Source organism: Pseudomonas sp. LD120 (assembly GCF_009861525.1).
Lineage (GTDB): Bacteria > Pseudomonadota > Gammaproteobacteria > Pseudomonadales > Pseudomonadaceae > Aquipseudomonas.
Genome location: NZ_WVHL01000005.1, coordinates 1,047,986 through 1,065,620 on the forward strand (window position 1 = coordinate 1,047,986; position 17,635 = coordinate 1,065,620).

The window sequence follows — 17,635 nt, forward strand, 5'->3', positions numbered from 1 at the left end:
TCCGGAGGTCTGGACGGTGCCAGCGTACTTATTCGTGCGAGCCGCTGAGCCTGAGTGGCGTCACTAGGTAATTGAATTTTCTATCGGAATGCACTTTTTTGCTCCTTTCTCAACGACCTGCTAGAGGCTGCCCAGGGGGCATTCTTCGCGAGCCTGTTGCAGGCTGGTCTCGAAGACTTCGAGCCGGCTCTGCAACTGCTGCAAGTCTTCGATTTGTTGATGCAGCTCGCGCCTTTTTTGCGCCAGGGCGGCCTGCGCGCGGTCCCAGGGAAAGGCCTGGCCCTGGTGCGTGGCGAACACCTGCTGCAATTCCTTGAGCTTGAACCCCAGCTGTTGCGCGCACTTGATGAACATCAGTTGCTCGACGCTCTGGGCGTCATAGAGGCGGTAGCGACCCTGACGCGGAGCTTCGGGCAACAGGCCGATGGCTTCGTAGTGACGGATGCTCTTGACCGTGGTCCCGGACAGTTGCGCGGCTTGGCCGATGTACATGAAAACTCCTTGTTCAGTACCGGTTTCGGGCGGTGGACAGCGTTGCGCATTATCCGGTGGATTCACTGCCTGGCAAGGTACTGCGCCTGCATCAGCCAATCCGCCTTGCGCTCTTCACTGGCGTCCAGCACCGGGCCAAAGGTCAGGGTGCGCAACGGCTTGATGCCGCAGAAGGCCAGGGTGGTGCGGCGCATCTGCTGCAAGCCGGGCATGCGATAGAACCAGCGGAAATACCAGGGCGGGGTGTCCATGGTCACCATCAGGTGGGCGGTGCGGCCCTTGAGCAGTTGCTCGGGAAAGGCCTTGCCGGGGCGGTACTTGAAGGCGAAGCCCGGCAGCAGCACACGGTCGAGAAAGCCCTTCATCAGGGCTGGAATCCCGCCCCACCAGATGGGAAAGACCCAGGTCAGGTGCTCGGCCCAGAGGATGTCGGCCTGGGCCCGTTGCAGGTCTTCCTCCAGAGGCTGAATCTGCCGGTAGCCTTCGTGCAGCACCGGATCGAAGCACAGGTCGCCGAGCCTGAGCTGGCGCACGTCATGCCCGGCCTCTTGCGCCGCTTTCACGTAGCGCTCGCTCAATGCCGCGCACAGGCTGTTGCGCGAGGGGTGGCCGAGAATCACCAGGATGCGTTTGCTCATTGCCGTGGTCCTTGAGGGATAAACCCCAAGGCTAAAGTCTGCCCCTAAGGGGAGAGTCAAGGCGGCAGCAGTGCCGCGCACAAACCTTGGGCATACAGCGGCAGGGCCTCGAAGTCACGGGCGCACAACAGCAACCGGCGCCGTGCCCAGGCTTCGTTCAAGGGACGGGACTGCAACGGCAGGTGACGGTTGCGCTCCAGGGCGGCCAGGGGCACCAGCGCCAGCCCGGCACCACGGGCCACCATGCGCAACAGGGTGTCGAAGCCTTCGGCGCGGATGCGCAATTGCATGCGTCGTCCCAGGTGCAGGGCCTGTTCCTCCAGATACACCGCCAGGGCGCTGTGGTTGGCCAGGCCAACATAGTCGTGGGCCAGAGTGTCGTTGAAGCTGAGGTTGGGCTGCAGGCTCAGCGGGTGATCCTGGGGCATCACCAGGACCAGCGGATCATCACGGAAGGGCCGACTCATCAGTCCCTGAATATCCACCGCGTCGGAGACGATACCCAGGTCTGCCGCACCCTGGCGCAGGGCGTGGGTGATGCGCTGGCTGGGCAATTCCTGCAGGTCGATATCCACCTGGGGCTGGTTGTGCAGGAAGTCCGCCAGCAGCTCCGGCAGGTACTCGCTGAGGGCGGTGGTGTTGCACAACAGGCGCACCTGGCCCTTGATTCCCCTGGCGTACTCAGCGAGGTCCTGTTGCAGGTGCTCGACATACAGCAGCAGGGTCCGCGCATGCTGGGCCAGGGCCTTGCCTGGGGCTGTCGGGCGGATGCCGCGACGCCCGCGTTCGAGGAACTCGATGCCCAGCGAGGCCTCCATGGCACGGATCCGAGCACTGGCGGCGGCCAGTGACAAGTGGCTGCGAGCGGCTCCGGCGGTGATATTGCCGGCTTCCAGAATGTTCAAGTACAGCCGCAGGTCGATCAGGTCGAAGTGCATGGGGCATTCCTCGGGGAACGGGGTCTCTTACGGAGGCCGTGCAGATGTTTTTGTAGGAGCCGGCTTGCCGGCGAAGAGGCCTTTGGATTTGGCATCGGGCTTGAGTGCGCCTTCGCTGGCAAGCCAGCTCCTACAGAGGTACGGGCAATAGGCTTTGGTATGTGCCTATTGCCTGGCAAGAGGCTGGCTCAGTATATGGCAGATTTTCAGCGTGCCGCTCCGGGTGCAGCATTGGCCCATGAACAGCTCACTCGCGTTTTATCAGAACCTTGGAACAGCCCTTTCCCTTATGGTGGTCGGCACCTTTGTACTGGCCGGCATGGTCAAGGGAGCGATCGGCCTCGGCTTGCCCACCATCGCCATGGGGCTGTTGGGACTGGCTATGGCGCCGGCGCAGGCTGCGGCCTTGCTGATCATTCCGGCGACCCTGACCAATCTCTGGCAACTGGCCTTTGGCGGGCACCTGCCGGCCTTGCTCAAGCGCCTGTGGCCGATGCTGCTGGCGATCTTCGTGGGCACGGCCGCCGGTTCATTGTGGCTGGGCATCGAGGGCGGGCATTGGGTGGTGCGGGGGTTGGGCGCGGCGTTGCTGCTGTATGCCCTGAGCGGCCTGCTGTTGCCGACCCTGCGCGTGTCGCCGGCCCAGGAGCGCTGGCTGGCCCCGCTGTGCGGGCTGGTCACCGGGGTCATTACTTCGGTCACCGGGGTGTTCGTGATCCCGGCGGTGCCCTATCTGCAGGCCCTGGGCTTGAACAAGGATCAGTTGGTGCAGGCCCTGGGCCTGTCGTTCACCGTCTCGACCCTGGCCCTGGCCGCCGGCCTGCTGTGGCGTGGCGCCCTGGGCAGCGCAGAGCTGGGGGCTTCCTTGCTGACCCTGGTCCCGGCGCTGTTGGGCATGTGGCTGGGGCAATGGTTGCGCCAGCGCATCAGCGCCCTGCTGTTCAAGCGGGCGTTCTTCATCGGCCTGGGGCTGCTGGGCGGGCACCTGCTGATCAGCGGCTAGACCTTTTGCTCAGCGGCCAGCCGCGGCCGGGCTGAGCATGTCGATGGCGCGGATCTCGAAGTCCTGCTCCAGGTAGTCCATACGGGCCTCAAGGAACTGCTGCATGTGCGGCAGGTTGGAGTGGATATCCAGCGCCTCCTGGGAGGCCCAGACCTCATAGAAAATGAACAGGCTCGGGTCCTGCCGGTCCCGCAGCATGTGGTATTCGATGCAGCCTGCTTCGGCGCGACTGGCCGCGACGTGTCTGAGGAAGAAGGCTTCGAAAGCGTCGGCGCGCTCGGGACGGGTCTTGGCCTGAAGGATAAAGGCCTGGGGCGTGGACATGCGCAAAGCACTCATTGACGGGGAAGGTGCTGAAAATCCTAAGGCAAAGATCGGCTGTCGATTCGTGCGTTTGAGTCAAATGTATTTTGAGCAACCCGGGCTTATTCTCCGCTCCCGGCCTGATTAACCTGCCGCCATCGTTTGCAACCTTCACAGCCCGTCGCTGCCGATGCGCGATGGGCTGTCCCCGATGAGGCCGGATCATGAAAAAAGTACTGCTGCTCAATGGCGCCAAACAGTTCGCCCACTCCGATGGCCGTTACAACGCCACCCTGCACGACACCGCCCTGGCGGTGCTGGATCGCGGTGGCCTGGAGGTCAAGGTCACCCATATCGACGAGGGCTACGACATTCAGGAAGAAGTGGCGAAGTTTCTCTGGGCCGACGTGATCATCTACCAGATGCCCGGCTGGTGGATGGGCGCGCCGTGGATCGTCAAGAAGTACATCGACGAAGTCTTCACCGAAGGCCACGGCAGCCTCTACGCCAGCGATGGCCGGACCCGTTCCGACGCCTCGCAGAAATACGGCAGCGGCGGCCTGATCCAGGGCAAGCAGTACATGCTCTCGCTGACCTGGAACGCGCCGCAGCAGGCCTTTGACGATCCGACCGACTTCTTCGAAGCCAAGGGCGTGGACGCGGTGTACTTCCCGTTCCACAAGGCCAACCAGTTCCTCGGCATGAGCGGCTTGCCGACCTTTCTCTGTGTGGACGTAATGAAGCGCCCGAACATCGAAGGCGATGTGCAGCGTTATGCGCAGCACCTCAAGGCGGTGTTCAATCTCCAGGGCTGAATCCGGCTACTATTGAGCGCTTTGAAGCCGAGCTCTGGTTGGCCGGAGCCCACCACCGCCGATAAAGGACGCCTGTGAAAGCCCGATCCGACGAGTTGCAAGTCTTCGTCTGCGTCATCGAGTGCGGTTCGATTTCCGCCGCCGCCGAGCAATTGGCCCAGACCCCTTCGGCGGTCAGCCGCAGCGTGTCGCGCTTGGAGGCCAAGCTCGACACCACGCTGATCAACCGCACTACTCGACGCATGGACCTGACCGAAGAGGGGCGCTACTTCTTCGAGCAGGCCAAGCGGATCCTTGACCAGATGGACACGCTCGAGGCCCATCTGTCGTCGCGCCAGAACTCCCCGTCCGGGCGCCTGCGGATCAACGCCGCATCGCCCTTCATGCTGCATGCCATCGTTCCCCATGTGGCCGATTTCCGCCGCCTGTACCCGGATATCCAGCTGGAACTCAACAGCGACGACCTGATCATCGACCTGCTGGAGCAGAGCACCGACATCGCCATCCGCATCGGCGTGCTGGCGGACTCGACCCTGCATGCCCGCTCCCTGGGCTGTAGCCCGCTGCATATCCTCGCCAGCCCCGATTACCTGGCCCGCCACGGCACGCCGCAAAGCGTGGCCGAACTGGCCGACCACACCTTGCTCGGCTTCACCCAGACCGAGACCCTCAATCACTGGCCGCTGCGCCATGCCCACGGCGACCGCTGGCAGATCCAGGCAGACATCAGTGCCTCTAGCGGCGAGACCCTGCGCCACCTGGCGCTGGCAGGGCAGGGCATTGCCTGCCTGTCGCACTTCATGACCATCGACGACATCCGCGGCGGACGTCTGCAGCCGCTGCTGGCCTCGTTCAACAGCGGCTATCGCCAGCCGATCAACGCGGTGTACTACCGCAACTCGCAACTGGCCCTGCGCATCCAGTGCTTCCTGGATTTCATCCAGCTCAAGCTGGCCGATTACGCCCACCCTGAATTCCAGGGCTGAAGGTTCCGCGCCTCCCCCGTATGCATCGGGTCTGCCTGGCAACCGATCCGTCGTGGGAGCCGGCTTGCCGGCGAAGGTGGGGCGGATTTTGCGCAAGTCCCGAAAGCGCTTTCGCTGGCAAGTCAGTTCCTTGTATCTCGACTACCGCTGCGTCAGGAGCGAAAACTCATCGACTGATCATCGAGGGGGGCCAGGAAGCCGTCCAGCTCCTTACGGTTATCCATGGCTGTGGGTTGGGACGTTCGTACAGCGATTGGCGATTGCTCAAACCCGCGTCTCGGGCCTATGTTCTTGCCGTTCTATAACAAGAAAAGGAAGGACCTTATGCGCATTCTGTTGTTCAAGTCCCTGGCCCTGGCGGCCGCCATCGCCGCCAGCGGTTCGGCCTTTGCCGTGACGCTGGAAGGCGGCGCGGTAGCGGCCCCCAACCAGTACGGAGCCGATGTCGCGGCGCAGATCCTGAAGAAGGGTGGCAACGCGGTGGATGCCGCGGTGGCCACGGCGTTCACCCTGGCGGTGACTTACCCCGAAGCCGGCAATATTGGCGGCGGCGGTTTCATGACGATGTTCATCGACGGCAAACCCTACTTCCTCGACTACCGGGAAACCGCGCCCAAGGCCGCGACCCGGGACATGTACCTGAATGAAAAGGGCGAGGTAATCGAAAACCTGAGCCTGGTGGGCGCGCGCGCCGCCGGCGTGCCGGGCACGGTGATGGGGCTGTGGGAGGCCCACCGGAAGTTCGGCAAGTTACCGTGGAGCGAGTTGATCACTCCGGCCGTGGGCTACGCGAAAAACGGCTTCAAGGTGGCCGACAAGCAGTACCAGTACCGCGAGGATGCGTTGAAGCTGTTCAACGGCAGCACCAACTTCGGTGACTACTTCGGCAGCATGAAGCCGGGTGAAACCTTCCGTCAGCCGGAGCTGGCCGCCACCCTGGAACGCATCGCCGACCAGGGCGCCAAGGAGTTCTACAGCGGCAAGACCGCCGACTTGCTGGTGGCGCAGATGCAGGCCGACAAGGGCCTGATCACCAAGCAGGACCTGCAGGACTACAAGGTCCAGTGGCGCCAGCCGCTGCAGGTGACCTTCCGTGGCAACACCCTGTACACCGCGCCGCCGCCCAGCTCTGGCGGGGTCGCCCTGGCGCAGCTGATCAGCATCAAAGAAGAACGCGCCGCGGACTTCAAGGGCGTCGAGCTGAACTCGGCCAAGTACATTCACTTGCTGGCGGAAATCGAAAAGCGCGTGTTCGCCGACCGTGCCGACTACCTGGGCGACCCGGCGTTTTCCGAGGTACCGGTCAAGCAACTGACCGACCCGGCCTACCTGAAAAAGCGCGCCGCCGAGATCAACCCTAACGCTATCTCGCCCACCGAGAAGGTGCGTCCGGGGCTTGAGCCACACCAGACCACCCACTTCTCCATCGTCGATGCTCAGGGCAACGCGGTGAGCAACACCTACACCCTGAACTGGGATTACGGCAGTGGCGTGGTGGTCAAGGGCGCGGGTTTCCTGCTCAACGACGAAATGGACGACTTCAGCGCCAAGCCTGGCGTGGCCAACGCCTTCGGCGTGGTGGGTGGCGATGCCAACGCCATTGCCCCGGGCAAGCGCATGCTGTCGTCCATGAGCCCGAGCCTGGTGACCCGCGATGGCAAGGTCACCCTGGTGCTGGGCACCCCCGGTGGTTCGCGGATCTTCACCTCGATCTTCCAGGTGCTGAACAACCTCTACGACTACCACCTGCCCCTGGAAAAAGCCGTGGCCGCGCAACGCGTGCATCACCAGTTGTTGCCCAAGGACACGATCTATTACGACGCCTATGCGCCGCTCACCGGCGAGGTGGCCGATGCGTTGAAGGCCATGGGTTACACCCTGGAAGATCAGGGCTGGGAAATGGGTGATATCCAGGCAATCCGGATCAATGGCACTCAGTTGGAAACCGCGTCCGACCCGCGTGGCCGGGGTGTGGGACATGTGGTGAAGTAATCGTTGCCTCCTGGCGAGAGCCCGCTGGCCGGCTCTCGCCCTCTCGCTCTCAGCCATTCGGCTGGTGTGCTCGCGCTCAATTCCGTACCATTCCGCGCTCGTTCCGTCATTTCCCCAGGGCCGCTTCTGCCGGTCCAACTATCAGGTCAATCATGAAAGCAAAACGTCTGCGTGCCGATGTCCTGGCCGGACTCACTACCTCCTTCGCCTTGCTGCCCGAGTGCATCGCCTTTGCCTTGGTCGCTCATCTCAATCCGTTGATGGGCCTGTATGGCGCTTTCTTTATCTGTACCTTGACCGCGCTGTTCGGCGGCCGGCCGGGCATGGTGTCCGGAGCTGCCGGGTCCATGGCGGTGGTGATCGTCGCCCTGGTGGTGCAGCACGGGGTGCAGTACCTGCTGGCCACGGTGTTGCTCGGCGGGCTGATCATGGTCGCCTTTGGTTTGCTGCGTTTGGGCAAACTGGTGCGCATGGTGCCGCACCCGGTGATGCTGGGTTTCGTCAACGGTCTGGCGATCATCATCGCCCTGGCCCAGTTGGAGCATTTCAAGAGCGGTGAACACTGGCTCAGCGGGCAGCCGCTGTACTTGATGGCGGGCCTGGTGGCGCTGACCATGGCCATTGTCTACCTGCTGCCCCGCCTGACCCGGGCGGTGCCGCCGGCCCTGGTGGCGATCCTCGGCGTCGGTCTGCTGGTGTACCTGATGGGCCTGCCGACCCGCACCCTGGGGGACATGGCGCATATCGCCGGTGGCCTGCCCAGCCTGTCGTTGCCCCAGGTGCCCTTGGACCTGGAAACCCTGTCGATCATTGCGCCGTATGCGTTGCTGATGGCCATGGTCGGTCTGCTGGAAACCCTGCTGACCCTCAACCTCACCGATGAAATCACCGAGAGCCGTGGCTACCCGGATCGCGAGTGCGTGGCCCTGGGCGCGGCCAATATGGTCTCGGGAGTGTTCGGCGGCATGGGCGGCTGCGCGATGATCGGCCAGACCGTGATCAACCTCAGCTCCGGCGGCCGCGGGCGTTTGTCCGGGGTGGTGGCCGGCGGTCTGATCCTGCTGTTCGTGCTGTTTCTATCGCCGCTGATCGAGCGTATTCCTCTGGCCGCGCTGGTGGGGGTGATGTTTGTGGTGTCGCAGCAGACCTTCGCCTGGGCGTCCCTGCGGGTGATCAACAAGGTGCCGTTGCACGATGTGCTGGTGATTCTGGCCGTGACCGTGATCACGGTGTTCACCGACCTGGCCACTGCGGTGCTCTGCGGCATTGTTATCGCAGCCCTCAACTTTGCCTGGCAGCAAGCCCGTGAGCTGTACGCCGACAGCCACTTGGAGGCCGACGGCAGCAAGCTCTACCACTTGCACGGGACTTTGTTCTTTGCCTCCACCACGCCCTTTCTCAACCAGTTCGACCCGGCCAACGACCCAGAGCGCGTGACCATCGACTGTCGTCACCTGAGCTTTGTCGACTACTCGGCCATCGCCGCGCTGAAAACCCTGCGCGAGCGCTACGCCAAGGCTGGCAAGCAACTGCGGGTGCTGCACCTGTCGGAGCGTTGCAAGAAACTGCTCAAACGCGCACGCGAGCAGCACGACTGAGGGCATCGGGCGAGTGGCCGTGCTCGCCCGTTTTTCGGCACTCGCGGATGAAAATCCTCCTTGTTGATTTTCATCATCGCCGCCTTTGCTTAGCTGTTCGCGACAACACCTGCCTCTTTACGAAAATAAGTTTCGCCTGGTTTGAATATCACTTTCTTAAGTGATTAATGAATTTCACAACCATTCCAAGTGACGCTGTTTTCGAGGAGGACGCCATGGCTCCTGCATCGGGTTACTGGCTGCTGGGTTACGCCGCAGTCGCCATCATTGCGTTGATCGTGCTGATTGCTCGCTATCGCCTCAACCCCTTCATTGTCATCACCTTGGTCTCCGTCGGGCTGGCGTTGATGGCCGGCATGCCGCCGTCCGGGGTCGTGGGGGCTTATGAGGCCGGCGTTGGTAAAACCTTGGGCCACATCGCCCTGGTGGTGGCCTTGGGCACCATGCTTGGCAAGCTGATGGCCGAATCCGGCGGGGCGGACCAGGTGGCGCGGACCCTGATCGAGCGCTTCGGTGAACGCAACGCCCACTGGGCCATGGTGTGCATTGCCTTTCTGGTGGGGCTGCCGCTGTTTTTCGAGGTGGGCTTTGTACTGCTGGTGCCGATCGCCTTCACCGTGGCGCGCAGGGTTGGGGTGTCGCTGCTGATGGTGGGCCTGCCCATGGTCGCCGGGCTGTCGGTGGTGCACGCCCTGGTACCGCCTCATCCGGGGGCGATGCTGGCGGTGCAGGCCTATCAGGCGTCGGTGGGGCAGACGCTGTTGTACGCACTGCTGATTGGCATGCCCACGGCGATCATTGCCGGACCGGTGTACGCGCGGTTGATCGTGCCGCACATTCATTTGCCGGCGCAGAATCCCCTGGAGCGTCAGTTCATCGCCCGTGAAGCGCGTTCGCGCCTGCCCAGCTTTCGCCTGACCATGGCGACCATCCTGCTGCCGGTGGTGCTGATGCTGATCGGTGGCTGGGCCAACCTGCTGGCGGCGCCGGGCACTGGCCTCAACCAGTTTTTGCAGTTTATCGGCAACTCGGTGATTGCCTTGCTGGTGGCAACGTTGGTGAGCTTCTGGACCCTGGGTCTGGCCCAAGGCTTTAACCGTGAGTCGATCCTCAAGTTCACCAACGAATGCCTGGCTCCCACCGCCAGCATTACCTTGCTGGTGGGGGCTGGCGGCGGCCTCAACCGCATTCTCATTGACTCCGGGGTGACCGAGCAGATCGTCGGCCTGGCCCATGAATTCCAGTTGTCGCCGCTGTGGATGGGCTGGTTGTTCGCCGTGCTGATGCGGGTCGCCACCGGTTCGGCCACCGTGGCCCTGACCACCGCATCCGGGGTGGTGGCGCCAGTGGCGCTGGGCCTGGGTTATCCCCACCCGGAACTGCTGGTGATCGCCACTGGCGCCGGCTCGGTGATTCTGTCCCACGTCAATGACGGTGGCTTCTGGCTAGTGAAGGAATACTTCAATATGACCGTCGCTCAAACCTTCAAGACCTGGACTGTGCTGGAGACCTTGATCTCGGTGATCGCCTTCGCGCTGACCCTGGTCCTCGCGGAGTTTCTGTAGATGGACATCCTGTACCAGATCCGCTCATGCCTGGGGTTTCTCAGCGCCGGGGAAGCGCGGGTCGCCCGCCTGATGCTCGATGACGTCGGCTTTGCCGCCGATGCCAGCCTCGATGAACTGGCCCGGCGCGCCGACGTCAGTGCGGCGACCTTATCGCGTTTTGCCCGCAGTGTCGGTTGCCGTGACTTGCGCCAGTTGCGCCTGCAATTGGCTCAGGCCAGCGCTGTCGGCAGCCGTTTTCTTGACCCCGCCGGGGCGCCTGCGCAATCGGGTTTCTACCGGCAGATCGTCGGTGACATCGAGTCGGCGCTGCATCAGCATCTGGCGGGATTCGACGAAGCGCGCTTCGCTGACGCGGTGCGCCTGCTGGGCCGGGCGCGGATGATACATGCCTTCGGCGCCGGCGGTTGCTCGACCCTGTGCAGCGATGAGTTGCAAGTGCGTCTGGTGCGCCTGGGCTATCCCATCGCTGCCTGCCACGACCCGGTGATGATGCGGGTCACCGCGGCGGCCTTGGGCCCGCAACACGCGGTGATCGCTTGCTCCCTGAGCGGCATCACCCCCGAGTTGCTGGAGGCGGTAACCCTGGCCCGCAGCTATGGCGCCGGGGTCCTTGCCATCACCTTGCCCGACTCCCCCCTGGCACAACTGGCGGACGTGGTGCTGGCACTGCACAGCGCCGAAACCGCGTTCATCTACAAACCCACCGCCGCCCGCTACGGCATGTTACTGGCCGTCGACGTTCTGGCCACTGAACTGGCCCTGGCCTTGCCCGATGACAATCAGGAACGCCTGCGACGCATCAAGCTGGCCCTAGACCATTACCGTGGCGGCGACGACTGCCTGCCCCTGGGAGACTGACATGCGCTATGACACGCTGATCCGCAATGCCCTGATCATCGACGGCGGCAACCGCCCGGGTTACCCCGCTGACCTTGCGATTCACGACGGGCGTATCCAACGTATTGGCGAGCTGGCCGGCGCCACGGCCGTGCAAGACATCGACGCGGCCGGCCGGGTCTTGGCGCCGGGTTTTATCGACGTGCACACCCACGACGACACCGTGGTGATCCGCCAGCCACAGATGTTGCCCAAACTCAGCCAGGGCGTGACCACGGTGATTGTCGGCAACTGCGGGATCAGCGCCGCGCCGGTGAGCCTCAAGGGCGATCCGCCGGACCCGATGAACCTGCTGGGTGAGCGCTCGATGTTTGTTTACCCGCGCTTTCGCGACTACCGCACGGCGGTGGATGCAGCGCGCCCGGCGGTCAACGTCGCGGCGCTGGTGGGGCACACAGCGCTGCGCAGCAACCACCTGACGGACTTGTACCGCACGGCCAGCGTCGATGAGATCACGGCCATGCGCGAGCAACTGCGCGAAAGCCTGGAAGACGGTGCCCTGGGGCTGTCCAGCGGCTTGGCTTATGCCAGCGCCTTTGCCGCCGACACCGACGAAGTGCTGCAACTGGCCCAGGAACTGACGGCGTTCGGCGCGGTGTACACCACCCACCTGCGCAGCGAATTCGAGCCGGTGCTGGAGGCCATGGATGAAGCCTTTTTCATTGCGCGCGCGGCCAAGGTGCCGGTGATCATCTCGCACCTCAAATGCGCTGGCGCCGGCAACTGGGGGCGCAGTCCGCAACTGCTGGCGGCCCTGGAACAGGCGGCCCGGGAGCATCCGGTGGGGTGTGACTGCTATCCCTACGCCGCCAGCTCCTCGACCCTGGACCTGAAACAGGTCACCGAGGCCTATCCCATCACCATCACCTGGTCGACGCCGCATCCGGAACAGGACGGTCGTGATCTGAACGCAATCGCCAGCGACTGGGGCCTTGGCCTGCTGGCCGCCGCCGAGCGCTTGCAACCGGCGGGGGCGGTGTACCACGGCATGGATGAAAACGATGTGCGACGCATCCTGGCCCACCCGCTGTCGATGATCGGTTCCGATGGCCTGCCGGAAGATCCCTTTCCTCACCCGCGCTTGTGGGGCGCCTTTCCCCGTGTACTGGGGCACTTCAGTCGTGACTTGGGCCTGTTCCCGCTGCACACCGCCGTGCACAAGATGACCGGGCTTTGCGCCGCGCGGTTCGGTTTGCAGCAGCGCGGTGAAATCCGCGAAGGCCACTGGGCCGATCTGGTCCTGTTCGACCCGGCGCGGGTGCGCGACCTGGCCGACTTCAAGCACCCGCAGCAAGCGGCAGAAGGGATCGACGGGGTTTGGGTCAATGGCGTGTGCAGCTACGTCGAAGGGCAGGCCAGTGGACAGCGCATGGGGCGTTTTCTGCCACGCCATGGGGATTTGTCCAGAGGCTTTAACTCAGCGGACTGATTTCTTGACGTTCATCACAGTGCTGGCTCAGTGCTATTAAAGAATCCCCGGGTGGCGCCGAACTGCTGATAATCGCCCTCGGTAGAGTCGGCGTCTTTCAGTCAGGGAGTCGCGCAATGAGTTTTGGCAAAACCACCCCCATCCTGCGGATCTTCGACGAAGCCAAGGCCCGGGAGTTCTACCTCGACTTCCTGGGTTTCAACCTCGACTGGCAACACCGCTTTGGAGATGATTTCCCCTTGTATATGCAAGTGTCCCGCGGCGAGTGTGTGCTGCACCTGTCCGAACACCATGGCGATTGCACCCCGGGCGCGGCGCTGCGCATCGAGACCGATGAGTTGGAAGCCTTCCAGCAGCAACTGTTGGCCAAGCAGTACCGTTTTTCCCACCCGCAGATTCAGGCGATGCCCTGGGGCAGCCAGGACATGAGCATCAGTGATCCGTTCGGCAACCGGCTGGTGTTCACCAACGCCATCAGCGTCTGATCGGTTTCAGGTTTCAGGCTGGGTCGAGGCCGGGGACGGCCTGGCGGAACTGCCCCGGGGTCAGCCCGGTGCGGCTCTTGAAGCTGCGGTGAAACGAACGCGGCTCGCTATACCCCAGGCGGTCGGCAATGTCCTGGATCGACAACGCACTGTGGCGCAGATAGTGCTCGGCCAGCTCCTGGCGCAAGTCATCGAGAATCTGCTGATACGAGGTGCCCGCCTGTTGCAACTGGCGCTGCAACGTCCGCTCCGACATCCGCAACTGTTCGGCCACCTGTTCCTTGCGTGGCAGGCCGTCCTTGAGCAACTGCCGCAGTACGTTGTGCACCTGCAACGCCAGGGGCGCATCGGCCAGCGCCGCCATCATCGCCTGGGCGTGATCTTCCAGAGTCTTGAGCAAACGCGCATCGGCCTGGCGCAGGGGCATTTGCAGGTACTCCAGCGGCGCCACCAGGGCCGAGCAGGCTTGCCCGAACAGCACCGGACAGCCGAACAAAGCCTCATACTGCGCCGCTTCGGCCTGTTCCGGCAGCGCATGCTCGAACCACACAGCGCTGGGCGATAACTGCGAATCGGCGATCCAGCGCGCATACAACAGCCAGGACGCCAGGACGTTTTCCACCAGGTGCCGGCGAATGTCCGGGCGCTGATGGCGGCAACTCCAGATCAGCCGCACTTCATTGCCAGCGACGTCGGCGCGGCTGGTGCCCATGTCCCCCACCAGCTTCTCGAACGGCATGATGCGGCCCATGGCCTCGCCCAGGGTCGCGCAGTTCATGGTGATGTAGCCCAGCACATTCCACGAGCTGGGTTTGACGAAGCGCGCCGAATTGAGCCCGAACAGCGGATCGCCCGAGTACTGGCAGAAATAGTCCAGCAGCCGCTCATGCACCTCCAGCGGCAGGCGCAGGCTGGTGTCGTTCAACTGCGCGGCGCCAAGCCCGGCCGCCGCCAGCGCCGGCTCGGTGGCAATACCCAATTGCTCGGCATAGAGCAGATATTTCAGCAGGGGTGGGACCGAGGTAAAACCGAGGCTGGGCATCGAGATATTCCTGGTGACAGATCCTTCGGACAGCAGGACGCGGACCGGGAAAGGTAAGGGCAAACCCCAAGTGCTGTAAATGGCCGGCGACCCCGCTTCTTGTAGCCGCTGCCGCAGGCTGCGACCGGCCCCGAAGGGGACGCCGCCCTTGAGGGCCTCGGAAGGCCCTGCGGGCCTTGTCGCAGCCTGCGGCAGCGGCTACAGGGATGCGATAAAGTTTGCCTCTGATGGCGGATTTTCGCTTTGATTTGTAGGGCGTTTCCGCGAGAATCCCCCCGTTACATTTCAACTGTTTGCATGGCTTGTGCCTATCGAATGTCCAGGGCTAGTCTTCGGCCGTCGCTGCATTTCAGCGATCGGGTTTGGTAGCCCGCATCACTTCAGGCACAAGCGCCGCTGACTTTCGACAGGCCTTAATCTGTCGACGTGTTATGGCGGCTGTGCGCAGGGCACCTCGTGTGCGCTGGGTTTCCTGGAGTCCCGGTCTACCAACCTGCGTATGGCCGCCACCTTGATCGTTTGGTAGCGATGCGTGGCGGTTCAACTTCTCCAGGAGTTTTGCCGTGAAGAAAATCGTTCCCGATCCACCCGTTCTGCAACCCAGCCGTGAGTTGATCACTGCGCTGGAAGAACCCAACAAGACCTTGCTACAGGCGCTGCAAAACACCGCGCTTTCGCCCCCTTTGCATGAGCACTTCACTGCCACTGGCAGCACCCGCTTTGGTTGTCGGGATGGCGAGGGCCGTCCGCTGTTTGCGGTATGTGAAGGGGTCAGTGCCGAAGAGGCGCTGCTGCACGTTTCATTGCTGCTCAAGTGCGCGGAAGAGACGGCCGACGAAATCACCAGTGCCAGCGGCATCGAGCGCGGGCTGATCTGGTCGATGATTCATTCGGTGGAGATGGCGCGGGCGGTGGTGGATGCGCTGTTGGATGGCGCTAGTAAACCGGCGGGGTAGGGCAGGACGTCGCCGGCAGGGACCGGGCTAACCTAAACCGGTAGTGGTACATCAAGCGTGTTTGCAATCACGCTTGTAGCCGTGTCAATTAATGGCGGTTGCGTGCTGGCGGATTTTCGGATCCACCAGGTTGCTTCTTCCTGGCATTGCAGGCCTGCACGCAGCCGCCACCCTTGTTGAAGTGAGGTAGGGCCAGCGCGTTGCGCCTTTCGCTGGCAAGCCAGCTCCTACAACGGTCTGTGGGAGCCGGCTTGCCGGCGAAGGGCGCGCTGCAAATCAGACGCGGAAGTGGCTGACCATCATCTGCAACTGGCCGCCCAGGCGCGCCAGTTCAACACTGGAGGCAGCGGTTTCATCGCTGGCGGCGGCGGTCTGTTCGGACACGTCGCGCACGTTGATGATGCTGCGGCTGATCTCTTCGGCGACGGCGCTCTGTTGCTCGGCAGCGGCGGCGATCTGCTGGTTCATCGATTGGATGTTGGACACGGTGCGGGTGATGCTTTCCAGCGAGGCGCCGGCCTTGCGGGTCAGCTCGACGCTGCTGTCGGTGAGGCTGCGGCTGTTGCTCATCACGGTGGCCACTTGCTGGGTGCCGTTTTGCAGGCCCGCCACCAGTTCTTCGATTTCTTCGGTGGACTTCTGGGTGCGCTGGGCCAGGGCCCGTACTTCATCGGCGACCACGGCGAAACCACGACCGGCTTCACCGGCGCGAGCGGCTTCGATGGCGGCGTTCAGCGCCAGCAGGTTGGTCTGTTCGGCCACAGCCTTGATCACGTCCATGACGCTGCCAATCTTGTCGCTTTCCTTTTGCAGCACGGTCATGGCATCGGTGGAACGCACCACTTCGCTGGCTAGGCGCTCGATCTGCTCAATGGCCTGGGACACCACTTTGTCACCTTGACGGGCTTCGCCATCGGCGGCGGCCGCGGCCTGGGAGGCTTCTTCGGCGTTACGTGCAACTTCCTGCACGGTGGCGGTCATCTCGTGCATGGCGGTGGCGACCTGGTCGGTCTCGACTTTCTGGCTGTTGACCCCGGCGCTGGTTTCTTCGGTCACGGCCGACAGCTCTTCCGCGGCGCTGGCGATCTGCGTCACGCCGTCGCGGATGCCGCCGATCAGTTCGCGCAGGGTCACGCCCATGCGGGCGATGCCTTGTTGCAGCACGCCCAGTTCGTCGCGGCGGGTGACCCGCAGGTTTTCAGTGAGGTCGCCGGAGGCAATACGCTCGACCACGACCAGGGTTTCCTGCAGTGGTCGGGTGATTTGCCGGGTGATGATCACCGCGGCCAGTACGCCCACCAGCAGCGCCAGCAGGGTACTGATCAATTGCAGGTTACGCGCCTGGGCGCTTTCGACGTCGCGACGATCCAGTTGGAATTGGTACATGGCGTCGCTGCGGCTGACGATGTCGGCGCCCTGTTCGGTCATTTCCTTGCGCGCTTGTACGGCATCGTTGAGGGCTGCCTTGAACGACTGCAGCGAACCGCGGTAGCCGTTCAGGGCGCTTTCCAGTCGTTGCAGGGCCTCGTGCTGGGTGCCGCTGAAATGAGCCTTGAGCTGGCCCAGTTCGGTAATCGCGGCGTTGAGTTGGGTTACCGCCTTGAGTTCGTTTTGCGGGTTGCTGGTGTTGGTGTAGCCACGCACTTCATAGCGTGCCAGGAGGAAGGCTTCCTTGGCCTGGGTGATGGCCTGGAGCTGTACGAAACGCTCGTCGCTCATGGGCATTTGCGTGACCCGGGTGTTGATCTCGTTGATCAGCGCGTTAGCGCTTTCGGCGTTCTGGCTCATGCTCAGGCGCGCGGCGTCGCCGTTGCGGTAGGCGCTGCGCATCTTGTTCAGCGACTCCTGATAGGCGCTGATGGTGGCACCCAGGGCTTGCAGTTGCTTGACGTTTTCCGGGTTGGTGAAGGAATTCAGGAGGCGTTTCTGCTGAGCGCTGAAACTGTCCAGGTGGCTCTGGACATTCTGCGCGGCGCTTTCGTCACCGTTGGCCAGCATGTATTGCAGGCGGGCGACACGCAGCTTGGTCAGACCGGCGTTGAACTGGGTGATGTCGCTCATCCAGTTGCTGCGATCGATCAGGCTGCCCAGGCTGGTCCAGCCGGTCAGCGCAAGGACGGTGGTCAGGGCCAGGACCAGGCCGAAACCCAGGCCCAGCTTGAGGTTGACGCTGATGTTGGCAAACCAACTATTCATTAAATTCCTCCAGGAACATTTCGCTTCTTGATCTTTAAGTTGGCTGGAAGATTGTTTTTGTAGATGACCAGCAAGGTGTTTTGTAGGGGGGGTATCGGCGGGAGGTGCCATAGCTGAAACGATTTCGTTGGCATTGCGTCAAGACAATGTTTCAGATGATGTGCGCTATTTTTTTCGGGCTTAACCGCCGGTCCGTTGAGCTTTTTTTCACATTCATTTCACCCGAGCCCCACGCTTGCCTCCCTAGAGTCGGCTGAGTCGATCGCCCAGGCACTCGACAGCGCTCAATTGTCATTT

The 17,635-nt window shown here is 63.0% G+C and carries 16 protein-coding genes and 1 pseudogene; 10 read left to right on the top strand and 7 right to left on the bottom strand.

What is annotated here, in order from left to right:
* Window positions 1–120: 120 nt before the first annotated feature.
* From PLD_RS19040 to PLD_RS19050, 3 genes are all read right to left on the bottom strand, one after another.
* Complete coding sequence (locus PLD_RS19040) at window positions 121–492, bottom strand: MerR family transcriptional regulator (RefSeq protein ID WP_159895422.1); 372 nt, start codon at window positions 490–492, stop codon at window positions 121–123.
* A 62-nt stretch (window positions 493–554) separates the two neighbouring features.
* Window positions 555–1,130, bottom strand: a complete 576-nt coding sequence (locus PLD_RS19045; protein WP_159895424.1) for an NAD(P)H-dependent oxidoreductase — start codon at window positions 1,128–1,130, stop codon at window positions 555–557.
* A gap of 56 nt (window positions 1,131–1,186) precedes the next feature.
* Window positions 1,187–2,068, bottom strand: a complete 882-nt coding sequence (locus PLD_RS19050; protein ID WP_159895426.1) for a LysR family transcriptional regulator — start codon at window positions 2,066–2,068, stop codon at window positions 1,187–1,189.
* A gap of 238 nt (window positions 2,069–2,306) precedes the next feature.
* On the opposite strand from PLD_RS19050, the gene PLD_RS19055 reads away from it, so the two are divergent.
* The gene (locus PLD_RS19055) at window positions 2,307–3,071 is read left to right on the top strand and encodes a sulfite exporter TauE/SafE family protein (RefSeq protein WP_159895428.1); all 765 of its coding nucleotides are present in this window, start codon (window positions 2,307–2,309) and stop codon (window positions 3,069–3,071) included.
* Window positions 3,072–3,080: 9 nt separating this feature from the next.
* Here the strand turns inward: PLD_RS19055 and PLD_RS19060 are convergent, their stop codons facing one another.
* Window positions 3,081–3,395, bottom strand: coding sequence for a putative quinol monooxygenase (locus tag PLD_RS19060; protein ID WP_159895430.1), 315 nt, complete (start codon window positions 3,393–3,395; stop codon window positions 3,081–3,083).
* A gap of 203 nt (window positions 3,396–3,598) precedes the next feature.
* Between PLD_RS19060 and PLD_RS19065 the strand changes: the two genes are divergently transcribed.
* The 8 genes from PLD_RS19065 (at window position 3,599) to PLD_RS19100 (ending at window position 13,144) form a co-directional block, all read left to right on the top strand.
* On the top strand, window positions 3,599–4,189 hold the full coding sequence (locus tag PLD_RS19065; protein ID WP_060837426.1) for an NAD(P)H-dependent oxidoreductase: 591 nt from the start codon (window positions 3,599–3,601) through the stop codon (window positions 4,187–4,189).
* A gap of 74 nt (window positions 4,190–4,263) precedes the next feature.
* Window positions 4,264–5,175, top strand: a complete 912-nt coding sequence (locus PLD_RS19070) for a LysR family transcriptional regulator (protein ID WP_159895432.1) — start codon at window positions 4,264–4,266, stop codon at window positions 5,173–5,175.
* A gap of 324 nt (window positions 5,176–5,499) precedes the next feature.
* A complete protein-coding gene (ggt, locus tag PLD_RS19075) occupies window positions 5,500–7,167 on the top strand; it encodes a gamma-glutamyltransferase (protein ID WP_159895434.1) in 1,668 nt (555 codons plus the stop codon).
* Window positions 7,168–7,319: 152 nt separating this feature from the next.
* Window positions 7,320–8,765 carry a SulP family inorganic anion transporter gene (locus PLD_RS19080; RefSeq protein ID WP_159895436.1) on the top strand — a complete coding sequence of 482 codons (1,446 nt, stop codon included), beginning with the start codon at window positions 7,320–7,322 and terminating at the stop codon, window positions 8,763–8,765.
* Window positions 8,766–8,980: 215 nt separating this feature from the next.
* Window positions 8,981–10,330 carry a gluconate:H+ symporter gene (locus tag PLD_RS19085; RefSeq protein ID WP_159895438.1) on the top strand — a complete coding sequence of 450 codons (1,350 nt, stop codon included), beginning with the start codon at window positions 8,981–8,983 and terminating at the stop codon, window positions 10,328–10,330.
* On the top strand, window positions 10,331–11,191 hold the full coding sequence (locus PLD_RS19090; protein WP_159895440.1) for a MurR/RpiR family transcriptional regulator: 861 nt from the start codon (window positions 10,331–10,333) through the stop codon (window positions 11,189–11,191). It abuts the gene before it with no gap.
* Between the two features lies 1 nt (window position 11,192).
* The gene (locus PLD_RS19095) at window positions 11,193–12,659 is read left to right on the top strand and encodes an amidohydrolase family protein (RefSeq protein WP_159895442.1); all 1,467 of its coding nucleotides are present in this window, start codon (window positions 11,193–11,195) and stop codon (window positions 12,657–12,659) included.
* A gap of 116 nt (window positions 12,660–12,775) precedes the next feature.
* The gene (locus tag PLD_RS19100; protein ID WP_159895444.1) at window positions 12,776–13,144 is read left to right on the top strand and encodes a glyoxalase superfamily protein; all 369 of its coding nucleotides are present in this window, start codon (window positions 12,776–12,778) and stop codon (window positions 13,142–13,144) included.
* A gap of 13 nt (window positions 13,145–13,157) precedes the next feature.
* Here PLD_RS19100 and PLD_RS19105 read toward each other — a convergent pair whose 3' ends face one another.
* The gene (locus PLD_RS19105; protein ID WP_159895446.1) at window positions 13,158–14,186 is read right to left on the bottom strand and encodes an AraC family transcriptional regulator; all 1,029 of its coding nucleotides are present in this window, start codon (window positions 14,184–14,186) and stop codon (window positions 13,158–13,160) included.
* Window positions 14,187–14,749: 563 nt separating this feature from the next.
* Here PLD_RS19105 and PLD_RS19110 point away from each other — a divergent pair.
* Window positions 14,750–15,142 (top strand): DUF3077 domain-containing protein, encoded by a 393-nt coding sequence (locus tag PLD_RS19110; protein WP_159895448.1) that lies wholly within the window; start codon window positions 14,750–14,752, stop codon window positions 15,140–15,142.
* 276 nt (window positions 15,143–15,418) lie between these two features.
* Here PLD_RS19110 and PLD_RS31265 read toward each other — a convergent pair whose 3' ends face one another.
* On the bottom strand, window positions 15,419–16,282 hold the full coding sequence (locus PLD_RS31265; RefSeq protein WP_371929098.1) for a methyl-accepting chemotaxis protein: 864 nt from the start codon (window positions 16,280–16,282) through the stop codon (window positions 15,419–15,421).
* Window positions 16,277–17,449 (bottom strand): annotated as a pseudogene (locus tag PLD_RS31270) (methyl-accepting chemotaxis protein); the annotation flags it as partial. The gene PLD_RS31265 and the pseudogene PLD_RS31270, both read right to left, overlap by 6 nt.
* Window positions 17,450–17,635: the final 186 nt, after the last annotated feature.

What these genes read in the sequence shown, in the direction of transcription:
- PLD_RS19040 (WP_159895422.1), bottom strand. Translation starts at nt 492, where the DNA reads ATGTACATCGGCCAAGCCGCGCAACTGTCCGGGACCACGGTCAAGAGC.
- PLD_RS19045 (WP_159895424.1), bottom strand. Translation starts at nt 1,130, where the DNA reads ATGAGCAAACGCATCCTGGTGATTCTCGGCCACCCCTCGCGCAACAGC.
- PLD_RS19050 (WP_159895426.1), bottom strand. Translation starts at nt 2,068, where the DNA reads ATGCACTTCGACCTGATCGACCTGCGGCTGTACTTGAACATTCTGGAA.
- PLD_RS19055 (WP_159895428.1), top strand. Translation starts at nt 2,307, where the DNA reads ATGAACAGCTCACTCGCGTTTTATCAGAACCTTGGAACAGCCCTTTCC.
- PLD_RS19060 (WP_159895430.1), bottom strand. Translation starts at nt 3,395, where the DNA reads ATGTCCACGCCCCAGGCCTTTATCCTTCAGGCCAAGACCCGTCCCGAG.
- PLD_RS19065 (WP_060837426.1), top strand. Translation starts at nt 3,599, where the DNA reads ATGAAAAAAGTACTGCTGCTCAATGGCGCCAAACAGTTCGCCCACTCC.
- ggt (WP_159895434.1), top strand. Translation starts at nt 5,500, where the DNA reads ATGCGCATTCTGTTGTTCAAGTCCCTGGCCCTGGCGGCCGCCATCGCC.
- PLD_RS19080 (WP_159895436.1), top strand. Translation starts at nt 7,320, where the DNA reads ATGAAAGCAAAACGTCTGCGTGCCGATGTCCTGGCCGGACTCACTACC.
- PLD_RS19085 (WP_159895438.1), top strand. Translation starts at nt 8,981, where the DNA reads ATGGCTCCTGCATCGGGTTACTGGCTGCTGGGTTACGCCGCAGTCGCC.
- PLD_RS19090 (WP_159895440.1), top strand. Translation starts at nt 10,331, where the DNA reads ATGGACATCCTGTACCAGATCCGCTCATGCCTGGGGTTTCTCAGCGCC.
- PLD_RS19095 (WP_159895442.1), top strand. Translation starts at nt 11,193, where the DNA reads ATGCGCTATGACACGCTGATCCGCAATGCCCTGATCATCGACGGCGGC.
- PLD_RS19100 (WP_159895444.1), top strand. Translation starts at nt 12,776, where the DNA reads ATGAGTTTTGGCAAAACCACCCCCATCCTGCGGATCTTCGACGAAGCC.
- PLD_RS19105 (WP_159895446.1), bottom strand. Translation starts at nt 14,186, where the DNA reads ATGCCCAGCCTCGGTTTTACCTCGGTCCCACCCCTGCTGAAATATCTG.
- PLD_RS31265 (WP_371929098.1), bottom strand. Translation starts at nt 16,282, where the DNA reads ATGGGCGTGACCCTGCGCGAACTGATCGGCGGCATCCGCGACGGCGTG.